This is a genomic window from Nonlabens sp. Hel1_33_55 (assembly GCF_900101765.1).
GTDB lineage: Bacteria > Bacteroidota > Bacteroidia > Flavobacteriales > Flavobacteriaceae > Nonlabens.
This window is the reverse complement of the sequence record NZ_LT627735.1, coordinates 618,307-640,352: the sequence shown is the minus strand read 5'-3', so window position 1 is coordinate 640,352 and position 22,046 is coordinate 618,307. Positions and strand designations below refer to the sequence as shown.

Here is a 22,046-nt window from a genome sequence, read left to right as displayed (position 1 = left end):
ATCACAGAAATAACAGAACAGTTGACTGGCATTTAATTAAAAAACATCTTTATGAATTATTCTTTGTTAGTTAAAATTACATGTTTTACTGCGGCTACTTTATTCATCATTAACCACTCTTTCAGTCAAGACTTTACCGATTCCTATACCGTTTCCAGTTATGGTGGTGTTAATCAAGATGGGGCTGTATTGAGTAATGTAGTTTTTAAAAGCAAAGCACAAAACGAATACAAATGGGATAATTCTCCAGGCGCTGCAAAAGATGATAAATTGTGGTTTGTTATGGGTAGCGTGGTTATAGGTTCCAGCAGTTTGAGTTCTTCTGGCTATGCCTACAAAGGTAAAATCTATCCCTATAATGATTACAGCGGGAATGGGCCTGCCATAACTCAATCACACATAATTCAGGCTCGTGTGGCCTTAGTAAACGGTCAGGTTTTGACTGGAAGTTTTGGCGCTGGATCAGGAGGTCAAGCGTTTCGGGTGGCTGATAACACGAGCTCTACGCCTCACAACTTATCTGATTTTGCCATATCAAGCGTTACTATTACAGATGCAAGACAACCCAATACAGAGGTTTTTATCCAGCAGTTTTTAGACAAGCAATCCTACAAAAAGAATTCTTCAAATAAAGGATCACAGAGTTCAACTGCCGACAACTCTTATGCCATCGATCAATCTAATGATTTTATGAGCAGTTCCTCATCGCGCAGCTCCAGCACGGCAACCGCGCAAAACCAGGTGAGACCTGACTACACAAAATCCTATGAAGGGCAAAAGTATGTTAGACAATACGCGCGTAATGGAGAGTCTCAGGCAGACCTAAATAGCCAGGCATCAGAGCAAGCAAGGTTGCAACAAGCGCATATACAAAGACAACAGCAAACTGAAGCACTAAAGCAACAACTGTACGCACAAAATGCAGAAGTCATGCAAATGACGGCACAGTATTTTGCTGGTGATCAACTGGCAACGGGAATCGCACAGACCAGTTATGCAGTGGCCAGTTCTATCGCTTCGGGTAATTTAGATGCAACGTCAGTTGTTACAGGTGCTGCAAATCTCATAGGTGGATTGATCGCGAATGGTCAAGCCAAACGTGAAGAACGGGAACGGCAGGAAGCCATCGCAAGAGAAGAGGCTCGAATAGCAGCAGAGCGCAAGGCTTATTTTGATAAACTTATTGTGGAGCGCAAAGATGCATATTCCAAATTACCAGCGATTACTTACCCTAACTCTGCTACCTCACAATCCTTAAGTACGGCATACTTTTTTACCACTCACTTTGAGCCTGCCACATTAGAGGAAGAAAATCCAGAAATTACGGTAAGTGATGTCATTGCTGTAAATCGATACAGTGATGGAAGCTGGCCTTTTTTGAACAGTACGTTGGGAAAAATTCCTAAGGTGAATACCTCTAGTATTGCATTAGTAGGTTATTTCAACACTTATGATGACGCTTATGCTGCATTATCAGATTTGACTAAAGAATTCTCTAAAAATGGAGTTACGGTAGAAATCATTAGCATCGCAGAGGTTTTTGATGTGCCGTCAGATGCCATTGTCAGTGATTTAGGTAATGAAGCACCGTCCACAGACTTTTGGGGAAATCCAGTTTCTAGTAAAAAGAAGAAAAAAGCTAAAACTTCAAAAAAACCAGCTAAAAATGCTTCCTCTGATTTCTGGGGAGAAACTGTGAAAACCAATAAGACAACCGTAAAGCCTAAGAAAAAAATCACCGCCAAAAAGAAAAAATCAAGTTCCAATGAAGATGATTTCTGGGGAGAATCTGTTCCCGTTAAAAAGAAAAATAATTAATTCAATTTTTATATAATGCTCAAAAAATTTACCTGCTCACTCCTAACCCTTTTATGTTCATTCACAATTTGCTTTGCTCAAAGTCCGCTGGCAAAAATTGAATTTTCTGAAGCTGAGACCGATTTTCAAAACCGTAACTACAACAGTAGTCTAGAACATCTTGAAACTGTGAAAGAAATGTTGGGAAGCACCAACTCTACCGTCATGTATCTGGAGATCTTAAATCGTGACAAAATTTATAAGATGGAGAATCAAAATTCTATTGTTTCACGACAGTCGCCTTTATATTCTCAACAAGTCTCTTCATCATCAAGCATGGGCGCAGCCATGTCGATGATAGTTTCGATGGGACAAACATCGAGTCAAAGCGATGCCTTGAGTAGAGTACCACAATCTAATTCTAGTGGGTCTGGTATCGACAACTCTACCCTTCAAGGTTCATTGACTGAAAGGGTTAAGAATATCCGTTTAATAGATGAGTTATCCTCTCAATATGTCAAAAACTTTGAGGAAAGTGCTCCCATAGAGAAATTGACTGATATCTATAACATTAATAAGGAATACAAAAGTTTGAATGTTGGGATTGAAGATCTACTTGCTGGAGCACAGGCACTAGAGCTACAGGATTTCTCAAGAGCAAAAGCACAATTGGATCAGTCGTGTAGTGACGGTAATGCTATAGCCTGTGATATGGTTAGAATAGCAGATACTAGGCTTGCAAAACAAGCAGAAGTTGCAGCAGTGATTAGAAGTATAGCAGATGAAATGATTCTAGTAGAAGGCGGATCATTCGAAATGGGTGGCGAAACTACCAGAAAAGCAGATGAAGATCCTTCATTACCTGTACACGAGGTACGGGTTCGGGATTTTCAAATTGGTATTTACGAGGTAACCTTTGAGCAATATCTTGCCGTTGTCAATCCAGACCGTGTTGGTCAGGCCGTAAGAAATAAAAGAATCGCAGTAAGTGGTATTTCTCATGACATTGCGATGGGTTTTATCTCTAAACTTAACGACCTGACTGGTCTTAATTATAGATTGCCGACTGAGGCAGAATGGGAATATGCCGCACGTGGCGGCAGGCAGGGTTCGGCTAATGAAGATAATAGCGGTGATGACGGTATTTTTTCTGCAGGTAATCGTTTTTATAAAAGTCTGATGAAAAGAAGAGATCGTGATGAGCCAGCGACCATAGGTCAAGAAGACCCAAATGTTTTAGGTATTTATGATATGACTGGTAATTTATACGAATGGTGTAAAGATTATTACGATCCTGATTATTATGAGGTGGCGCCACTTGATAATCCAGAAGGCCCGACTAGTGGTACTGAGAATGTCTTACGCGGCGGATCCTTTGATAGTAAGAGTAAGCAAAGAAGTGTCGATGTGAGAAATAGTGCCAAGCCTGGACTCGCAGGCTCAGACTTTGGACTTAGACTTGTATTGGACCGCAGATAAATCCCAATCATGAAAAATAGTATTCTAACCGCGATTTTCACATTGCTAACATTTTGCATTTGTCAATCTCAAGAAGCCTTAGCAAAAATCGAGTTCGCTGCCGCGGAGGAAGACTATCAAGCCGGCAATTATGCAAAGAGTCTGGAGCATATTGAAACCGTCAAAGAAATGTTGGGTAGTACTAATTCTACGGTGATGTATTTGGAAATTGTCGCTCAACAGAAATACTTTTTAACAACCATCAAAGAACCCGTCAATCTAAACTATTACATTTCTAAGAAAAGAAACTTGGAAATGATCAATTACTACGTAGAAAATTTTGCAGACGATGTTCCTTCAGAGAAATTAAAGGAAATCTATGACCTCCAAAAAAGATATCAAGGACATTCAATCGAGTTTGACAATATAATTGAAGCCTATAAATTAATTCTAGAACAAGAATTTAAACAAGCTAAAATTCTCTATCAAAAATCCTGCGATGCGGGTAATCCATTTGCATGCAAATTAGAAGAAAACGTTGATAATAATAAAAAAGCCAAAGAGCTTCAGGATGAAGTATTAAATGGAATCAAGAATAATATGATCCCAGTGGAAGGTGGCAGATTTACAATGGGTGGGAAAATTGGATTGTATAAAAAAGAATTCCAGCCACTACCCACAAGAGAGGTTACTGTAGATGATTTTCTGATGAGTAAATATGAAGTTTCAATGTTGCAATATTTTACCATTGTTCGAGAAAAGCCTAAGGGTCTAACTCAAAAATTTTATGATAGTTTGACAAAGGATCTTGCTAGCCAATATCCTATTTTTCAACTGACCGTAAGTGAGATTTTCAATTTTATCGAAGAACTGAATAAAAAAACTGGACTACAATACAGATTACCGACAGAGGCAGAATGGGAATATGCTGCTAAAGGTGGCGCTCAGTCAGAAGGCTATAAATATTCAGGAAGTAATAGGCTTAAAGAAGTAGCTAAGTACCTAAATAATAGTGGTGGCTACATCAAAGACTTTGGAAGCAAAATACCTAATGAACTAGGTATTTACGATATGTCCGGTAACGCGATGGAAATGTGCTCTGATTATTATGAATTAGGGTATCACTCACAAATGGCCACAAATAACCCAACAGGACCATCGAGCGGTACAGCCCATGTGATTCGAGGTGGTCATGTAACATCCGAAAATACAGATTGTCTGATTATCAATCGCAATGGTGTTGAAGACAATGGTAAACACTACAGTAATCTAGGAATAAGGCTTGTGCTTGATACTAAATAAAAGCAAACAAAATGAAATATATTATTACGATTCTCTTTATAATATCATTTTCATTTTCCAACGCCCAAGAAGCCCTGGCAAAAATCGAGTTTGCTGCCGCGGAAACTGAATATCAGTCCGGCAATTATGCAAAAAGCCTAGAACATCTGGAAACCGTCAAAGAAATGCTGGGTAGTACAAATTCTACGGTGATGTATTTGGAGATAATTTCGAGAAGTGGAATATTTCAAGAAAACCTAATTGATCAGAAACAATTTGAAAAGGAAATCACTAATCATATGATGAGTGGAGCAACTGATAAATTAGATAAACTCTCTAAATTGTTAAACGATTCATTTAAAAGAAGTATAAAATTAAGTTTAAATGAAACCATCAATAATCCTATGATCCAAGTTGAAGATGCATATTCTTTTATCAATCTTCTAGAATTGAAAAACGTGCTCTTACACTCGGAGAAAAATTTAGTAAACTTGAAAGAGATAGAAGATCTTTCAAATATTTACTTAGATCAGTTCAAAAATACCGTTCCCTCAGAAAAACTCAGAGACATATATACAATACAAAAAAATATTGAGCCACTGACCATTGATATTGAACGTCTTATGAGCGCAACTATACTTCAAGAGAACGGAAAAACTGATGAGGCAAAGTTTAAATTTTTAGAGGTATGTGAAAATGGTAATATTATAGCGTGTCAAAAATTAAAGGTTTTAAATTTTCAATAACTACTTAGCTCGAAAGTATGGAGAGTAAATTCATCTTAATAATTTTATTATTTATATCACTAAATCTACATGGCCAAGAAACCATAGCAAGAATCGAGTTCATGGCCGCGGAAGAGGATTATCAAGCAGGTAATTATGCAGAAAGTCTAGAACACCTAGAAACAGTCAAAATGATGCTGGGCAATACGAATGAAAAAGTAATGTACATAGAAATTATAAATCGTGATATTAAATATAAACTAGAGACCTTTTTTAGAAATAATCCTGATAAGGTAAAGTCAAAATATTTTGATCCTAAAAGCTTGATACAAGTCAATATAGATGTAGTAAAAGGGATTGCCGACAATTATGAAATGTACAAGGATATAAGTGGAATTGACCTTAAACCTCGTCAGTTTTATCTGAATCAAGCCATCGAATATGAAGAATTACTAGAAAAAGTTAAAGTGTATACAGTAGAAATGTTTTTGGAGGAGTTTGATAGTATCGAAGAAAAAGCCCTAATAGCAGAGATGTCGTCGTATTACATTAAAAATTTTGCTGAAACTGTTCCTCTCGATAAACTCAATGACATTTATAAGATTAGCAAGAGATACCTAGAAATAAACTTAGATAAGTAGATTCTTTTTTCTCACCCTTTTAGCCAAAGTCGATAGCATTCATGTTTAATACATTATTCGTTTCAACCTGATTTACATTATGAAAGGAATCAATGTGGACTATCATTTTATTAAGCTTTCGCGAAAGCGAAAGCATCCAAAATCATCACAGAAAAAAACCGCTCTATTTCTAGAGCGGTCTTAGTTGTTAGACATAAGTTGTGAACGTATCACAACGACTTTGCAAACCTATTTCTTAGGAGCTTGCTTGGTAGCCTTTCCCTTTGAAGGAGCTGGCTTAGCAGCCGATTTGCTTGCGCTTTTCGGTGCTTGTTTTCCTTTTTCTGCCATGATATAATGACTTTAAGTTATATGGTAAATTTGCACAGATGTAGTCTATTTCTGATCTGAATTTTAGTTAAATATATCGATCGATTTAGTTAATATTTTGTCCTTAATACGACGTTGGAAACCTAAATAACTTTAGGTTTTAAGACATGTGATTAATGAGAAGTGCGAGCAATTGTTCTGTATGGTAAGGCTTTACCAATATGCTATTGATGCCGTGACCATAAATATCTCTTTCTAGGTTAAGATCGTCTGCCGCGGTAAGAGCAATGATTGGTGTTTCAATTCCCAAATTGCGTATTTCAATGGTAGCGTCAATCCCATTCATGACCGGCATATTGATATCCATCAATATATAATCATAGCTATTGGCTTTAACCATGTCAACGGCCTCTTGACCATTGTTTGCTGTATCATGATCCAGATGATATTGTTCCAGAACTTTTTGCGTCACCAACTGATTGATCTTGTTGTCATCAACAATCAGTAATTTTTTATGATCCAGTTTCTTTATGTCTCTATCGTTGATGGTCGATTCCATTTCTTGTTTAGAGCCTATCTTGAGAGGTAAAACAAATGAAAAAGTCGTCCCTATGCCATACGTACTGTCCATCTCTAACTGGCTGTTAAGTATCTTAAGAAGTTTATTCACTATGGGTAGGCCAAGGCCTGTTCCTCCTTCTGAGATAGTCGCCGGTACTTGTGTGAACTCTTCAAAGACCTCTTTTTGGTTACTTTCTTCAATCCCACGACCGGTATCTTCGACGGCAAATGATAGCGTTGTGTTTTTACCGTCATTGGTCTTTTGATCAACAGTGATAGTAATAGAGCCGTCTAACGTAAACTTACTGGCATTACTCAAGAGGTTCATAATCACCTGGGAAAGTTTTGTTTTATCTCCGTATAGCACCTCTGGTATCCTAGGATCGATTTGTAGAGTGAGTGTATTATTATTCTTCTGGTTGAGAAATTGAAAGGATTGTACAATGCTATTCATCAATAGCGATAAATTGAAATGCTCTTCTTGAAGCTTTCTACCTTTCTCTGATTCAAACTTGTTGATATTCAGAATGTCATTTACTAATGATAGCAAATAGTCAGCAGAGAATTTTAGGGAATTGAATTCTTCGTCATACTTATCCAATTCCTTATCATTTAGAAAAACAGATGATAAGCCTATAATACCGTAAAGTGGAGTACGCAGTTCATGGCTAATAGTGGATAAGAACTTAGTGTTCTTTTGAGCCAGCTTTTCAGATTGATCTTTAGCTTCTAGATATTGAGCGTTTTTTATCTGAAGGATCTTCAAAAGCTTGTTGCGTTTTTCACGCGTATATAAAAGTGTAGATATCAAAATCAAAAGAAGTAAACCTAATATCGCAAAAGTCCAGATCAAGGTCTCATCCTGCTCGGTTTGCTGCTTCATGAGTTTAGTTTCAAACTCTGAATTCACCAATTCCTGACGATAGCGGTCTGCCTTATATTTTGAGTTGGCCAGCTGCTGCTGCCTGATTTTTTCGTTCTCGTAACGATTCGTTATTAACGAATCATACACCTTGTGCACATCACTGAGCAGCTCAAACTGTCTGGTTTTCTCATAGGCAGTTAAAAGATTTTTATAAGCTAAGATTCGGTAGCTCTCATCTATGTCATCGCGATCATTTTCTAATGCCTGAAGTGAACTCTCAATAGACCTGTAATACAGCTCTTGTATCAAATAGATACTTCCCTGGATACTTTGAGATGTAGGAATGAATTGTTCTTTGCGATTCGTGATGCTGGGATCATCGAGTGCAGATATAACATTATCCAGATGAAATTGCGCCTTTCCAGGTTGATCCCTTTTTACGTAAATCTCTGCCAGATTATGATGGATAATGATGTAATGTGGATCTCTGGAACCATTTTTTCCTAGTTCTAAAGCCTTGGTATAATAATTAATGGCAAGATCTTCATCAGTATCAAAATAGGTATTACCTAAATTGATATACGTATTGACAAATTGAAAGGTATCCTTGCGCTGGGCAGCCTCTTTCAAAGCTTCCTTGTAAAGCGCAGCCGCGTTCTCACGATCGCCCAGTTGAATAAAAGCATTACCTAATACCGCTCTTAGCCGAGTCTTGATCTGTAACTCATCAATCTCTTCTGCATAGTCTATAAGGTCAGGCGCCTTTTGAAGAATGGAAACATAATTACCCTCAAAATAAGATTCATAGGCGAGTTCCAAAACGGAATCCAATTCCTGTACACTAAAGTTGTATGGTGGATCTGGTAATCTCCTCTTTGATGGTTCCTTTTGCGCAAATAAAGAATGACTACTAGAGAGCAGTACAGCATAAAATAGGAATAACCTCATCAAGCGCTAGGATTATGATCACATTTTGAAAATGCAATGTATAGGTAAAAACGGTAAATAATCGATTAAAGTACAAATTAAACGATCGCAATTTTTTAAATAAATCTAAAAAGGAAGAATCTCTTTCAAATTGATTTTGAATGATTTACCTATTTTTATTTGCGACAATATGTTCAAATGTTCAGTAGGAACCTGAAATATGCGAGGATAGCCACCAGTCGTCTGAGCATCTCGCATCAAAAATAAGAGATCACCACCAGGTGTTAACTGCACTGTTCCAGGCATTACGGGAACCGTTTTCGATTCATCAAGCCTCATAGGTATTCCCGTGGAAGCTATAAAAGCCATCCTATTCCACGATCGAGATATGCTGTATTCATACTCAATCAACCTGGATATAAAGTTTTCAGGCAATTGATCATACTCCGGTCCTTTAAAAACATCGATACTGGTACTTGTGAGTAGTTCGCTTTCGCGAAAGCTGACTACCTCATCATCACGCACCATAGATTCATAGGGCAATACATTACCTTTCTTCAACCTTCCTATAGCTGTTATTCCGGCGTACATGGATCGACTGCCCAGAACCAATTCGGTTTGCCAGCCACCGGCAATTCCTAGATAGGCAAAATTGCCTTTACTAACTCGGCCAATTCGAACTACATCACCAGACAGTATTTTGATTGTTGAACGATGATTTACATTGATTTCGTTAACGGTAACGCTTTCAATATTTGGAGAAAAACAGATAGTTGTTTCCTGATCAAAAGATACAGTAACACCAGTTGTGATCATTTCCAGCACTGCATCCTCTGCCCTATTTTGTAGAGATTGATTCACCCATCTGGCTAATCGCATGTCCATCGCGCCAGATTGTGGCACGCCTATGTTGCGGTAATTGAGCCTGCCCAAATCTTGAACACTGCTATAAAAACCTGGATTTAAGATGTTGGCATTACCCATTTCTATAAGAATTTAGATCTTTGGGCTGTTGCTTGAGGTTATCAAACTCATTTTGATCAATCGCATAAAACTGAACCGTATCTCCTATGGATAATAAATTAGGCTGTTCTCTATGAACATCAAAAAACACCAACGGACTCTTACCCAATACATACCAACCACCAGGAGAATCCTGCGGATAAACACCGCACTGACCAGCCGCTATAGCAAGGCAACCAGCTTCAATTTTAGGATTTGGTGTTTGTCTGCGAGGTACATTTAAAATATCTGGCAGACCAGATAAATAAGGAAACCCTGGCAGAAACCCTATAAAATCTACCGTATAAGTAGCTTCTTGTTGTTTCCTTATAATAGATTCAAAGGTCAGTAACGTATGCTTACTTATCGACAACAAATCATCGCTATCTTGTTCATATAGTACTGGTATATTCCAACTGGAATTTTCAGTAAGGTGCAGTCGGTCAGTTTTAATTGTTAGCTTTTTGATTTCATCGATCAATTGCTCTAAATTTTCAATCGTTTGATAAAAAATGATGAGTATCGTACGATATCCTTCATTTACAAGCGCCTTGTTGCCATAATTAGCCTTAATCTGTTGCGCCTTAAGGTGACGCTCCTCAATTATGGAATGGCTTGTGTCAGGCCATGCAATTTCAATGGACCGTTCACCTATCTGTTTATATTTAAGATTGTTATCTGGCAATTTGAATATTATTGTGATTCAGCTGCTTAATCAATTTGGGCAAGTTCTCTACCAGCTTTAAATTATCACCATGTATACAGAAAGTGTCTCCAAACATATCAATATTAGTTCCTTCTGAAGTTCTCACCTTTTGATGTAATGCTATATCCAGAACTTGATTCAACACCTCATCAATTGTTTCATGAACCGCGTGCGCCTTTGTTCGGGAAACAAGAGCTCCATTGTTTAAATAGGCACGGTCAGCAAAAACTTCTTTGATAAATGGTTGTTGAATTGCTTTACATTTTTGATGTAATAAAGAGTTGGGTAGACTGTAAATAGGCGTTTCAGGGAAAAACTCTTGTAACCATTCCACGGTCCATTCTGCAAATGAATTCTCGTGTGCTGTAGCGTGGTATAGAGCACCGTGCATCTTGATATGATGTAATTTCATATCTACACCTGATAGAACATTTGTAAAGAGGTTAAGTTGATGAGTCATGCTTTCGCGAAAGCGAGATCTAGACCATTCCAATCGCAAACGACCAAAATTTGCTGGATCCTCAAAAGAAGGATGAGCTCCTATCTTAACACTATATTTTCTTGCCAATTTTAAGCTTTCAATAATACTGGCTGCATCGCCCGCATGGCCACCACAAGCAATATTGCATGAAGAAATATGTGGCATGATCTGGGAATCATTTCCCATGCCTTCGCCTAGATCACAATTGAGGTCAATAGTCATCATAGTATTCCTGCAACGCTTGCGATGGTTTTACCACCCAAAAACAAAGTCACCAAAACCACAGCAATTGCGAGAACATTTAAAAAAATGTTGTTTTTGTATGCTCCTAATATTTTGGTATTGACTAACCACAGTAGTACGATCGCCATGATGGGAAGAAGCAAACCATTTGCTACTTGAGCAAAAGTGATTACCTGCAACGGCTTGAAACCTATGGATGCGAACAAAACTCCTATTCCCAACACCAGCATCCAAACCATCCTAAAACGCCAATTTTTAAGATCCTTATCCCAACCCATACAACCCTGAACCACATAAGCTGCTGCCAATGGCGCAGTAATGGCACTGGTGATGCCTGCAGCTATAATTCCTATTGCAAAAATGATAGTAGAAAATGAGCCATAAACAGGTTCCAGAGATCTAGCTAAGTCCGCGGGCGAACTTACTTCTTGACCTTGTAGACCAGTAGCAGCAATGATAATAGCCATGGAAACAATACCACCCATAATTACCGAGATAATGGTATCCCAACGTGCATATTTCAAATCACCATCATTATTCCATTTTTCTTTTACGAGTGAAGCATGTAGGAATAGGTTGTAGGGAACTACCGTAGTTCCTATCAAACCCAATATCAACAATAGCTGATCTTCTTTAAATGATGGAGAAAGTAACCCTAGCAAAATAGCGCTCATGTTAGGCCTAATGGCAATGGCCACAGCAATAAAAGAAACTCCCATAAGTAGAACCATCGCTATCAATGCGCGCTCGAGAATTTTATAATTGCCAATTATTAAAAGAACAAAGGCGCAGATACCTATCAACAAAGGTTGATACCAGGCGCTACCGGTGAGTACTTCTAGACCTATCACTCCGCCTGAAATATTGCCAGCTTCATAGGCTGCGTTACCCACAAAAATGGCACTGATCATTAATAAGATCATGACAATTTTTACAGGTTTACTAGGTATTTGATGCCGGACGATGTCTGACAATCCCTTTTTTGTAATCAATCCCAATCTAGCTGCCATTTCCTGTAGAACGATTGTAGCTAGCATCGATAACAGCATTGCCCACAATAATGTATAGCCTTGAGTAGCACCAGCAACTGTACAAATTGTAATCGTTCCAGGTCCAACAAATGCTGCTGCGACTAGAGTAGCTGGTCCAATATTTTTAAACAACCTTTTCAATTAACATCTGCTTGTTGCAAGGCATAAATTGCAAAGCTTCCCAACCAGTGACCACCTTCATAATCATCTGCTACCAGATTAGGTAGCGTGTAAGTTATATGCTCATCTGCTGTTTCTATTAGGTTTCCATATCGCTCGTATTGATTAGCTAAACCGTATAGCACCCAAGCCCTACTTAAATTTAATCCGTCAATATGAACTAGCTTTCCATCAGTCCTGTCGCTTACTTCGCCCAATTCAAGGTCTAACTTTCCGTTTTCAATTCCTGGTAGGAAATTGGTAAGCCAACTGTGAAATTCATCTGCTGGGAGAACGCGGCGCATTATGTCTACCTCTTCCAGACAAGGTGAAAGAAAATCATAACCGCTAGGTTCCCAACCTAGTGGGCAATCCTTGTCGTTTTTATAAAATTCTATGGCTTTTGATTCAATGGCTTTTTTGAGCGCTCCATCGTTAGCGTGAACCGCATAGTCCCAAGCAAAAGCCATCCCAAAAGCTGTGTTTGAATGCTCACCTACACGTATCGCATAATTTAGTTTGGGTAAATAGTCGATATATCGTTCAGAAATCAGAGTCGATAAGGGTTGTAACGCCTGAGCCATCTGTCGCGCTTCGTCTGAATCCCATGTATCGAGTTCCTGCTGCAATTTGAGTAACCAAGCCCAACCATAAGTGCGCTCAAAACTTGCATTGTTATCAGTATTGAGGTAAGCTATTTCTACTGCAATATTTTCGCTGGTGATGTTAGAGGTCAGTTTGTCCAAAAGCTTACTTGCATTATCAAGATCAGGGAACTTCTTGAATAAAGCTACAGCACTCCAATGACCATGTACAGCACTATGCCAATCAAAACAACCATAAAATGCAGGATGTTGTACGGTTGGTCGTTTTTGATCTTCGGGAGTTGCAGTGACATGTCCCATTTTATTGGGATATTCTTGATCCACGCAATGCAATGGTAGTAAAGCGAGGTTATTCGCTTGTTCTAAAGTCAATTGTGGAGTGGCAATACTATCAACAGCCACTTCAACTTCAGGATTTTCAGTAGTAATGTTTTTTTGATTCTGCTGGCATCCAGCAACGATCAATAATAAGGCAATTAGTAAGTATCTCACGAAAACGATTCAAGGGTTCCCGTAAATGTAAAGATTGATTTTTAAATGGAAGGACTGTATGAGTTCGCTTTCGCGAAAGCGAACTCAAAAGAAAACTTCATCTAATAACCAGGACAACCGAAGCAGGCTGCATTCTGGTCGAGCACGTATATAAGAGATAGCTCGTAGATACCGCCTGTTCTACCAAGATTGGAAACATTGATGTCGTAAGAGAGGCCAAATTTGAAGTTTTCATATTGTAAACCTCCCAAGAGGTTTATAGAAGTCAATAAATGACCATTTTCTGTTTGCCTATTTGGGTTGGTTGCTGCGATAGCACCCATGTAGAAGGTGTCAATTACAAACATACCGCCTAAGTCAAAACGATTGAAATCGCCTTGCTGCATATAATTTCCCGTCAATAGGAATTTGGTGGAATAAGGCAACCATTTGATATCCATGACATCTGCAAGTTCGAGTTCATAGCCGGCAGTGATCGTTCCCAGCGGCTGTAATTCTACATTACCATCAGTAGTAAGCGAAATATCTGGTCTATTCAAATGTTTTACTGAAACTCCTAACCATAAGTTCTCATCGTGAACTAATAATGAAGCGCTCAAATCAAGGTAGTTGACCTTATCATTAATTGACAAAGCATCTACTGATGATGGATTCACTGTCCCGCTATTTAAATTAATTTGATCTTCAAGAACCAAATTATTGAAATTGAAAGATTTGAAGCCGTAGCCTACTTCAACTCCAGGTCTAAATGTCCAGCGATCGTCCAGATCCACTTTGTAAGCATAACTAACGTTTGCCTGGGTCAAGCTAAAATTACTGAATCGCTCACGTTGACTCAATGCGCTCACACCTATTCCACTTTTCATACTGGGAACCCAAGTATTAAATGTGGCGAAATCGCTATCAACCCTAAAATTTAAATCTGGCCACTGCGTGCGGTGCAGTAAGCCTGCCTTAGTGGTTTCTTGAAATCCCGTAAAACCAGAATTCAAGGTTTCGGGAAAAAGGAAATACTGGGTGAAAATTGGATCTTGAGCATATCCGGTTTTCATAAAACAGCAACTTAGAATCAATAAGATGATGGCTTTCCTCATTTTATCAATCAATTTTGGTAAAAGTGCCTTCAGAAACGACCTCAGTTCCATAGAATGTCAAAGCAGAAAATTTGTAATAGAAATTTCCGTTTTCTGAATTGCGATCATTGATCACACCATTCCACCCAGCAATGGTCTCGCCTTGCTCAGAATAAATCGTTGAACCCCATGTATCATAAACTTCAAATTTGAGATCTTCCAGTCCTTCTTGAACAGGTTTGAACACATCGTTTATACGGTCTCCATTGGGTGTAAATGCATTGGGCATTACCAACTTATAACCTTTTGTGACGTTGAGCGTGATTACAAAATCCTGTGAGCAATTATATTCATATTCAACAGTTTGCACGACCGTATACTGACCTGGTGATAAATAGACATGAGTAGGATTGGTTTCATTTGAGAAAGTACCATCGCCAAAATCCCAAGAGATTGAAATAGGAGATCCCGTTGACAAGTCAGTAAACTGAATGGGATCTTGAATGGAATAATCACCGAATGTGGAATATGCAAAGGAGCCTGTATCAAATGCGGCTTGACCCAGCGGTTGTAGATCCACGTCAAAGGTTTCTTCTCTTGAACAGCCTAAACCATCTGTAACTGTTACTATGACTAGTCCGTTTAGATCTGTGGTAGTAGTCTCACCATTTTCTCCTGATACTACACCACTTGACCACCTGTAATTATACGGAGCTACACCGCCAGAAACTACTGCAGTTAATATCTGGCTTATCACTCCAGTATCGCAATTCACATCGATCTGGTCTATAATGTCCAACTCTATGGGTGTCGTACCGCTTACATTAATCTCGCGAGTTGCAGTGCAACCGTTAGCATCGACTACATTTACTTGATAATTTCCAGCAGTGATGTTTGATAGATCTTCTGTGGTTTCACCATTAGACCAACTATAGGTAAACGGACCTGAACCTCCAGAAACCAATAAATCAATGGCGCCAGAGTTGGGCTGATTACAATCCAAAACATTGGTAACATTTGAATCTAGAGATATTTCTTGGGGTTCAGTAATCGTGAAAGTTTCAGTTATGACACATGATCTATCTGAACTTTCAGTAATGGTTGCAGTGTAGGTTCCTGGACCTAAATTGTTTCTTGTAGTTCCTTGAGTACTTCCATCACTCCAGGTCAAAGTAACAGGATCTACTCCTCCAACGAGATTTAGCTGGATGGAACCGTCATTAGCACCAAAACAGGATATGTTGCTAAAAGTTGGAGAGGTGAAAAATTCAGGTGCTTCTTCAATTTCTACGCTAATTTGTTCCTGACAACCGTTGTCGTCTGTGACGGTAATCGTATAGATATCTGCAGCAAGATTGTCCTGAAAAAAGCCTGTAGCCAGATTGCTCCAGCTTGCGGAATAATTCCCGCTACCACCTGTAACTTCTAAAGAAATGGAGGCATCATTTGCCTGGAAACAACTTATTGGAGTTGTCGATGGTGTGATGACAATCTGTGAAGGTTGCAAAATCTCCAATCCATCCAAGGTCTTTAAAGCGCTATTGCCGTCAGTAATTCTAACGCTATACGTCTGCGCAGTCAATCCAGTAAATTCCTGTCTCAAGTCATTAGAATTTAAGTTACTGAAAACAGTAGCGCCACTTTCGTCGACTAATTCATAATTATAGGGCCCAATTGATTCCTGAGTGATTTCAACTACAATGATTCCGTCATTATCTCCAAAACATTCAAGGTCTCTGTGAGCAGCCAGATCTTCACTAAATAATAATTCTGGTGGTGACGTAACAGTGAAATTCAAAACAAGTGCAGGACATGTGGCATCAGTTATTGTGACTTGGTAGTTTCCTGCAGACAGTCCTGAGATATCTTCCGCGGAAGCGTTATAATCTCCTGGACCTGTCCAATTAAACGAATAATTTCCTGAGCCACCACTGACAGTCAAATCAATCGATCCATCATCAACACCGGCAGCGCTCACACCAAATCCGTTGTAATCTGAGAGGACTCCTGAGGCGGTTAATTCTGGTAGTACTGTTATGGAATAGCTCTGTTCAACACCTTCACAGGACGATGATCCATTTTCAAATGTCGCTGTCGCGGAATATGTTACTGTAAGTGCTACACTGGTCGAATTGATCAACGTTTGGTCAGGAATAACATCTGTACCATTTGTGACTGCACCACTTATTCCAGCGGGAATTGAAGCGTTCCATTCATAAGAAATGTTAGAGGTAAAATTCGATGATAGATTTACCGCGATACTTGTGGAACCGCTACAAATGGTCTGATCTGACTCACTAAAGCTTACCGTGGGATTTGGTAATACCTCTACGATCAATTCAAAAGAGTTTCCACTACAATCTCCAGTATTAGGAGTTACCGTATAGGTCGCAGTTGCTGACGTATTTGTAGTATTGATTAATTGCTGATCCAGACTGGACTGCGACGTTGATTGTGAAGTGCCACCTGTCAATGAACCAGCAGGAGAGATTACTGGTGATGACCAGCTGAACGTAGTATTAGTTGCGACTACGTTAGATCCAGTATTATTTGGAACATAGCTAAATGCGTTACCACTACAAACTGTTATCGATTCATCTGCGATCGTGGGTGCTTGATTAACTTCAATTGTAGCCACGTCAGAGGTGACTAAAGAACATCCTCCAGTTGCATAGCTCACTTCTACATAATAATAGGAAATACCTAATGTAGCTGGCGGGTCGTAGAAATCTGTTGTTGCGCCAGTAATTGCGGTACCGCCTATATTTGAGTCAGTATTATTTTCAAACCATTGATACGATGGTGCGCCAGATCCATTTGAAGGAGTAACCCTCATGGTATTAATTGATTCACCTTCGCAATATTCGGCAGATTGTGGTTGATTCGAGATCGATGGAGCTGGCACTATGATAACTTCTGCAGTGTTACTGGTCACGTTACAATCCAGATCTGTTTGATCAACCACAACATAATAATATAAAGTTCCAACGGCATTACTTGGAGGCGTAAAAGTATCTGTGGTTGCTCCAGTTATTGCGGTTCCACCAGTATTGGAATCCACGTTGTTTTCAAACCATTGATATGAAAAAGCTCCCAAACCACCAGATGCCTCTACGACTAGATCGGTTGACATCGTACCTTGACATAATTCTTGAGTGGCCAGTGGTTGTAAGTCTATGACGGGATCATCCGTAACGTTGATCTCTGCAACATCGCTAGTAACTGACCCGCAACCGCTAGCTGCAAAATCAACTTCCACATAAAAATAAAATATTCCTGAAGCACTGAACACTGGCGGTGTGTAGGTAGAGTCATTTGCACCAGTGATAGGAATTCCACCTGTTGACGAATTTAAGTTATTGGAGAACCACTGATACGTTGGTGTTCCTGCGCCTCCATCAAACTGGACTTGTAATGCTGAAATTACAGCTCCAACACAAATATCTTGAGTAGGTTGTGGTTGGCTAGTTAGGGCTGGTGCTGGAGTAACCTCTACTCTTGCGACATCTGAAACAATGGTAGGACAGCCTTCTGTGAAATTGACAATTAAATAATAAAATCGCTCACCTACGGAACTTGCATCAGGCGTGAAGGTGTCTGATGTGGCTCCTGATATTGCGGTACCACCAGTTGAGCTGTTTACAGTATTTTCATACCACTGATATGTCGCGGTACCACTGCCGTTTGTAAAACTGACTGATAAGGGCGTTGGTGACCCACCAATACATACTTCTTGATCTGAGAGTGGCTGAGAAGTAAATGTTGGACCAGGACGAACCTCAAAGGATACAGTATCCTCGCAACGATTTTCATTCGTAAATGTAATATCCACAGTTCCTGGACTAACTGCAGTCACTAATCCAGATGCGTCTACAGTCGCTATGGTTGAATCTAAAGATCTCCATGGATTACCTGTCGCTCCGGTTCCTGTTGCTGTAAGTTGCTCCGTTTCTCCTTCACACTCTGTTAAGATACCTGATATCACAGGATCTTCTGAAATTGAGAACGTTACATTTGTCGCGGTAGTTGTACCGCATTCATTGGTAACATTAAGCGATACCGTATAATCTCCAGAAGACGGATAGGTTATAGTTCCAGGATCCACAGCAGATGAAGTGGCTGGGGAACCTCCAGGGAAGCTCCACGCATAGGTAATAGTGCCCGAGGTTACCGTACAGCTTTCGACCGTTGCTGTTGGTGAAATCATCAATCCATCACCTTCGCAAAGATTATCGATAGGATCAATAACTGCTCTAGGCGGTTGCTTCACAAGTATCTCCTGTTCAGGTATTTGTACGTTACCACAGCTACTGCCAGTTATTGTACCACTCAGAATATATCTACCAGGTTGAACAAAATTGATCTCAGGCTCTAAACTATTTTCATCGGTTCCATTAACGTATGAGAAGTCTCCAGGACCAGCCTCGCAAAAGTCTGCTGCATATGTAACAGTCCAATTGTAAGCCAATTCGCTACAGATGTCCGCAGTGTCAGTGGTGTTGGTAACTGCTACATCAAAGTCAGTACAACCTTCTACTTGAGAATAAGATATCTCAGGAACTAATTCTGGCTCAATGCAAATCTCACGCTGAAAAACATCCTCGCCACAAAATCCTTCAGCCGTTAAGGTTACTGTATAAGTACCAGGAACTGTGTAAACGTGATTAATGTCCTCTACAGGACCTGGTCCTACATTTTCAATTGGACTACCATCACCAAAATCCCATTCAAAAAGCGCATCTGTACTACAGTTTCTGCTAAAACCTGAGTCAGATAGGTTATTAAAAGTGACCGCAGTATTTACACAAGTCTCTTCTGGTGCATCAAATAATGCGATAGGTGGTGATAAAATAGTAATGTTGGAAACCGTGAATGCTGTAGAGCCACAAGCATTTTCTATTTCTAGATTGACAGTGTAGAATTCTTCAGGACAATTGCTTTCTGTATAAATGTGCGGTACGGGAAATGGAGCAGAACTTATCGGATCAGATGGATTATATGCAGGTGATGCTTGTAGGTCTGCTTGCGTGTACATGACTACTGGCGTTCCATCGCCATAATCAATAGTGTATTGTGTATCATTACTATTTCCTCCCCAATTTGAAATTGAAAATTGTAAATCATCCGTAGGTGCACACAGATTTTGTGTAGTTCCAGGGCTATTCAAACCACCTTGTGGATTGGATACGTTAGCCACGACATAGTCGGTCTCTGCTTCACATCCATTATCTGAATCTCCTATGAAACGCAAGTTAAAAGCACCACTTGTTGTGTACGTATGCGATAATGGAAAACTTGGATTATTCTCAATAGCAGAACCGTCACCCCAATCTATTCTTTTATTAGTAACACAAGTATCTGTTGTGTCATCATCTACCATGATGGTATAGCTACTAGAGGTTGATGAACCAGAACAATTATTGAAAGGATCCAATGGGTTACCTACATCGGTTAAGATCAAATTAGGAGTTTCCAGAATATTGATCGACCTTCTTTCTGTGACAACGCAACCGTTACTGGAAACCTGGAGTGATACATTAAAGGATTGTGTGTTACAACCTCGAGCATCGAACTCGTGAGATGGTTCAAATTCCGTTGAAGTTTCACCATCGCCAAAATTCCACAGATAGGTTATACCACTACCAGTAGTACTATTGTTTGTGAAAGAAACTGAGGCGCCAGAACATTGATTATCTGTAAAATCAAACGCCGCTGTTGGTCTCGTAACGGTTCTAAAGACTTCAAATTGATTACTCAGCGTAGTTTCTGGACCACCGTTGAAAGAAACACTTAGAAGTCGATAAATACTTGTTCCTATTATAGAAGTATCATAAGGCAAGCTTGCAGTATCATCTCCTGAGTTTGAGGATATACTACCATTAACACCACCTACCTCATAATTGAAAGTGTAGAAGCCAGTACCTGTACCGCCAGAACCAGTGAAAATTACCTCTACGCCAGTTTCATTTTGACAGTAATTACCACCACCAGTGACCGTTGCCATGGGCATCATGGATGATTTGAAGGTGAAGTTGTAGCTTAGGGCACTAACGGCACCAGCTATTACAGAGCTAGAAAGAAATACTACAATCAGGGATCGCAGGTAAAATGATTTCATATAGGGTTTATGATATCGTTCAACAGGATTAGGGTAATTACCTATAAATAAAAACTTCCAACGACTAGGGCTTCATTTTTAGTTAACATTTAATTAGGATTTACAAGAAACGATAAAATGAACAATTATTATACAAAATCATTTTTTATAACATTTTTATTCCATCAAAGTGGTTATTCACCGATATTTACAATAAAATCATTACAGGACTATGTTAAGTCCGCTTTCGCGAAAGCGTACTACCCAAAACCTCAATGCATAAAAAAACCGCCTATCATTTGATAGGCGGTTTACATCAAGGCTGGTTGAAAGCTTTGATTTTTTATCTTCTAGTGCTCGTTGAGTCTAAAATCTGGATAAGCTGACATACCGTGCTCATAGCTGTCCAGACCTTCAAATTCTTCTTTTTCTGAAACTCTGATTCCTCCAGCTACCTTCATGATAAACAAGATAATAAATGCAGATGGGATGCAAATTGCCGCATATGAAGCAACACCTACCAACTGACTCACGAACTGCGCTCCGCCCGCAAGTGAACCAAAAATTCCAACTGCTAAGGTTCCCCAAATACCGCAAATCAAATGAACTGCAATAGCTCCTACAGGATCATCAACCTTCACCTTATCAACTAATGATATACCAAATACAATGATGGCGCCTGCAATAGATCCTATCATAATGGACTCAATGGGTGACATTACATCTGCTCCCGCAGTTATACCAACAAGACCTCCTAAAATACCGTTGAGATACATGGTAAGATCATAGTTTTTATACATTACTGTTGAAACGATAAAAGCAATAAAACCACCAGCTGCTGCAGCTAGACAAGTGTTAACAAGAGTAATGGATGTCAATCCAGGATCTGCGCTTAAAACGGATCCACCATTAAATCCAAACCATCCAAACCATAGCAAAATCACACCAGCGGTTGCCAACGGAATGCTATGTCCTGGAATTGCTTGAGCCTTACCATCTACAAATTTTCCAATACGAGGTCCCAACAAAATCACCGCGACTAGCGCCGCCCATCCACCTACAGAGTGAACCAGTGTTGATCCAGCAAAGTCGTAAAACGGTGTTTCCAATGTTTTAAGGAATCCGCCACCCCAGAACCATGATCCTGCAATAGGATATATAAGTCCTACATAAATGACCGTGAAAATCATAAACGGTACAAGTTTCATTCGTTCTGCAACTGCTCCAGAAACAATAGTTGCTGCTGTTGCTGCAAACATTCCCTGAAAAAGAAAATCTGTCCAGTAGGTATAACCTTCATTATAGGCCACATCTAAAGATCCCGCCGCATCCAACGGTGCCTCAAGCCCAAATCCTCCAAACCCTAGTACACCATTAAAGGTTTCTCCAGGTGGATACATCAAATTGAAACCTACTAGGTAATACAATAACAATCCTGTAGTTAGTATAAAGACATTTTTGAATAAAATGTTGATGGTGTTTTTCTGTCTCGTCAGTCCTATTTCCAACAGACCGAAGCCGAGGTGCATAAGAAATACAAGCCCTGTACAGATCATCATCCATACATTGTTTACAGTTAATAATTCCATAATA

At 39.4% G+C, this 22,046-nt stretch carries 14 protein-coding genes; 5 read left to right on the top strand and 9 right to left on the bottom strand.

The annotated features are described in order from the left end of the window. The first annotated feature begins 51 nt into the window (after positions 1-51). The 5 genes from BLO34_RS02835 (at position 52) to BLO34_RS02815 (ending at position 5,902) form a co-directional block, all read left to right on the top strand. Positions 52-1,818 carry a hypothetical protein gene (locus tag BLO34_RS02835; protein WP_090752418.1) on the top strand — a complete coding sequence of 589 codons (1,767 nt, stop codon included), beginning with the start codon at positions 52-54 and terminating at the stop codon, positions 1,816-1,818. 15 nt (positions 1,819-1,833) lie between these two features. After that, positions 1,834-3,276, top strand: a complete 1,443-nt coding sequence (locus tag BLO34_RS02830) for a formylglycine-generating enzyme family protein (RefSeq protein WP_090752417.1) — start codon at positions 1,834-1,836, stop codon at positions 3,274-3,276. Between the two features lie 9 nt (positions 3,277-3,285). Continuing rightward, a complete protein-coding gene (locus BLO34_RS02825) occupies positions 3,286-4,557 on the top strand; it encodes a formylglycine-generating enzyme family protein (RefSeq protein ID WP_090752415.1) in 1,272 nt (423 codons plus the stop codon). 11 nt (positions 4,558-4,568) lie between these two features. Then, a complete protein-coding gene (locus tag BLO34_RS02820; protein ID WP_090752413.1) occupies positions 4,569-5,282 on the top strand; it encodes a hypothetical protein in 714 nt (237 codons plus the stop codon). 101 nt (positions 5,283-5,383) lie between these two features. Further along, complete coding sequence (locus tag BLO34_RS02815) at positions 5,384-5,902, top strand: hypothetical protein (RefSeq protein WP_157686630.1); 519 nt, start codon at positions 5,384-5,386, stop codon at positions 5,900-5,902. A 469-nt stretch (positions 5,903-6,371) separates the two neighbouring features. Here the strand turns inward: BLO34_RS02815 and BLO34_RS02810 are convergent, their stop codons facing one another. From BLO34_RS02810 to BLO34_RS02770, 9 genes are all read right to left on the bottom strand, one after another. After that, positions 6,372-8,585, bottom strand: a complete 2,214-nt coding sequence (locus BLO34_RS02810) for a response regulator (protein WP_090752410.1) — start codon at positions 8,583-8,585, stop codon at positions 6,372-6,374. Positions 8,586-8,690: 105 nt separating this feature from the next. Next, positions 8,691-9,548, bottom strand: coding sequence for a biotin-dependent carboxyltransferase family protein (locus BLO34_RS02805; protein WP_090752408.1), 858 nt, complete (start codon positions 9,546-9,548; stop codon positions 8,691-8,693). After that, the gene (locus BLO34_RS02800) at positions 9,541-10,251 is read right to left on the bottom strand and encodes a 5-oxoprolinase subunit B family protein (RefSeq protein WP_157686628.1); all 711 of its coding nucleotides are present in this window, start codon (positions 10,249-10,251) and stop codon (positions 9,541-9,543) included. Before BLO34_RS02800 ends, BLO34_RS02805 begins: the two co-directional genes overlap by 8 nt. Then, positions 10,241-10,978, bottom strand: a complete 738-nt coding sequence (locus tag BLO34_RS02795) for a LamB/YcsF family protein (RefSeq protein ID WP_090752405.1) — start codon at positions 10,976-10,978, stop codon at positions 10,241-10,243. The genes BLO34_RS02800 and BLO34_RS02795 overlap by 11 nt, the downstream gene beginning before the upstream one ends. Beyond that, on the bottom strand, positions 10,975-12,159 hold the full coding sequence (locus BLO34_RS02790; protein ID WP_317039243.1) for an Nramp family divalent metal transporter: 1,185 nt from the start codon (positions 12,157-12,159) through the stop codon (positions 10,975-10,977). Before BLO34_RS02790 ends, BLO34_RS02795 begins: the two co-directional genes overlap by 4 nt. Before the next feature lie 5 nt (positions 12,160-12,164). Next, positions 12,165-13,283, bottom strand: coding sequence for a DUF2891 domain-containing protein (locus BLO34_RS02785; protein WP_090752401.1), 1,119 nt, complete (start codon positions 13,281-13,283; stop codon positions 12,165-12,167). Positions 13,284-13,384: 101 nt separating this feature from the next. Next, a complete protein-coding gene (locus tag BLO34_RS02780) occupies positions 13,385-14,377 on the bottom strand; it encodes a PorP/SprF family type IX secretion system membrane protein (RefSeq protein WP_090756383.1) in 993 nt (330 codons plus the stop codon). A 4-nt stretch (positions 14,378-14,381) separates the two neighbouring features. After that, on the bottom strand, positions 14,382-20,474 hold the full coding sequence (locus tag BLO34_RS02775; RefSeq protein ID WP_090752399.1) for a PKD domain-containing protein: 6,093 nt from the start codon (positions 20,472-20,474) through the stop codon (positions 14,382-14,384). 329 nt (positions 20,475-20,803) lie between these two features. Next, the gene (locus tag BLO34_RS02770) at positions 20,804-22,042 is read right to left on the bottom strand and encodes an ammonium transporter (protein ID WP_090752397.1); all 1,239 of its coding nucleotides are present in this window, start codon (positions 22,040-22,042) and stop codon (positions 20,804-20,806) included. Positions 22,043-22,046 lie beyond the last annotated feature (4 nt).